Annotated in this window: 2 protein-coding genes; both read left to right on the top strand. The window is 43.4% G+C overall.

All coding sequences use genetic code 11. From position 1 onward, the window contains the following. Nucleotides 1-67: 67 nt before the first annotated feature. The gene (scpB, locus tag AACX33_RS05840) at nt 68-607 is read left to right on the top strand and encodes an SMC-Scp complex subunit ScpB (protein WP_193998301.1); all 540 of its coding nucleotides are present in this window, start codon (nt 68-70) and stop codon (nt 605-607) included. 156 nt (nt 608-763) lie between these two features. Next, nucleotides 764-1,111 carry a DUF760 domain-containing protein gene (locus AACX33_RS05835; RefSeq protein ID WP_193998302.1) on the top strand — a complete coding sequence of 116 codons (348 nt, stop codon included), beginning with the start codon at nt 764-766 and terminating at the stop codon, nt 1,109-1,111. The last annotated feature ends 383 nt before the right edge of the window (nt 1,112-1,494 follow it).

Below are 1,494 nucleotides of genomic sequence, written 5' to 3'. Positions count from 1 at the left end.
CCCAATGACTAATGACTAATGACTAATGACCAATGACCAATGACAAATGACAAATGACTAATGACTAATGACTACAGCAACAAAGATAGAAGCGATTCTGTATTTAAAAGGTAAGCCCTTATCCCTGAGCGAAATCGCCGAGTATGCAGCGTGCGATCGCGCCACAGTGGAAGAAGGGATAATGGAATTAATGGATAATTATGCTCATAGAGAAAGTGCTTTAGAAGTCGTAGAAACTCCCACAGGTTATAGTTTACAACTACGCTCTGATTTTCAGGACTTGGTACAAACGCTGATTCCTGTAGAATTAGGCTTGGGTGCATTGCGGACTTTAGCTGCGATCGCACTACATAACCCCATACTCCAAACAGATTTAATTGAGCTACGCGGTTCCGGAGTCTATCAACACGTCCCGGAACTGGTCGAACTCGGTTTTGTGCGAAAACGCCGAGACAATGATTCTCGCTCCTACTCGCTACAAGTAACACCGAAATTTCATCAGTATTTTCAAATTGAACAATTGCCGCAATTATTAGAACACAGCCACCAAGAAGAACAACTAGAACTAGACCTCACACTCAAAGAAGAAGTCCAACCTGCTAGTTAAACAAATCCCGCCAGAAAAAGTTTTTTGTGCGAAATCTCTCTGTTGTAGTCTTAGAAAGACTTTCCTAGATTAAAGTCCAAGGCTATACCAATAGAGAATGCACTAGGCTTGTACTATGGTTTAGAGTAGAATCAGCAACTAAGCTAAAATTTGCCAATGGTGTTTGACCCTGACTTTTTGAATGACAACTCCGAGGAAAATCCCAATCAGCTTCTGAACGACCATTTTGAGGAAAATCCGAATCAGTTACTCAAATATTTACAGCATCAGCCTCCTGAAGTTCTAGCCCGTGTCGCCCAGTCCGTCAGCCCGGAAATTAAGCATATAATTTCGCAAAACGTCCAAGGGCTAGTGGGAATGCTTCCTGCCGAGAATTTCAACGTGCAGATTACCACAGATAGGGATAACTTAGCTGGACTTCTAGCATCGGCGATGATGACCGGATACTTCCTCCGCCAGATGGAACAAAGAATGCAATTGGAGCATTTGTCTAATAATCAATAGCAATCGCCCCAAATTTTGGGATGATCGACTTGATCTCGAAGTTATCAAAGAACGTGACCTGATCATGTGGCAAAAATTTGAGCCTGTCGCACAACAATTTTTTCCCCATATCTAAATTTTGGTGAAATCAGCAATAGACCTCTTGCATCAGTGGGTTTCATCGGCGTACCCTATGGCGGTTATATCAGGTCTGGTTGAATACTTACGAAACGCGAAAACCTGCTAAACCTTTGCTTTATCTCCCCTCCTCGCTTGCCTACCGTGTACACACAAGTGATCCAATCGCCCCCTAACCCCCAATTCTGGGGGAACAAGAATTTTCAAAGTCCCCCAAACTTGGGGGATTTAGGGGGCTAAACAGGCTCAAACGCAGACAGGCAAGA

Origin of the sequence: Nodularia sp. LEGE 04288 (genome assembly GCF_963896525.1) — a bacterium.
In the GTDB taxonomy this organism is placed as follows: Bacteria; Cyanobacteriota; Cyanobacteriia; order Cyanobacteriales; family Nostocaceae; genus Nodularia.
The sequence above is the reverse complement of the archived record's forward strand: the minus strand, read 5'-3'. Positions and strand labels throughout refer to the sequence as shown.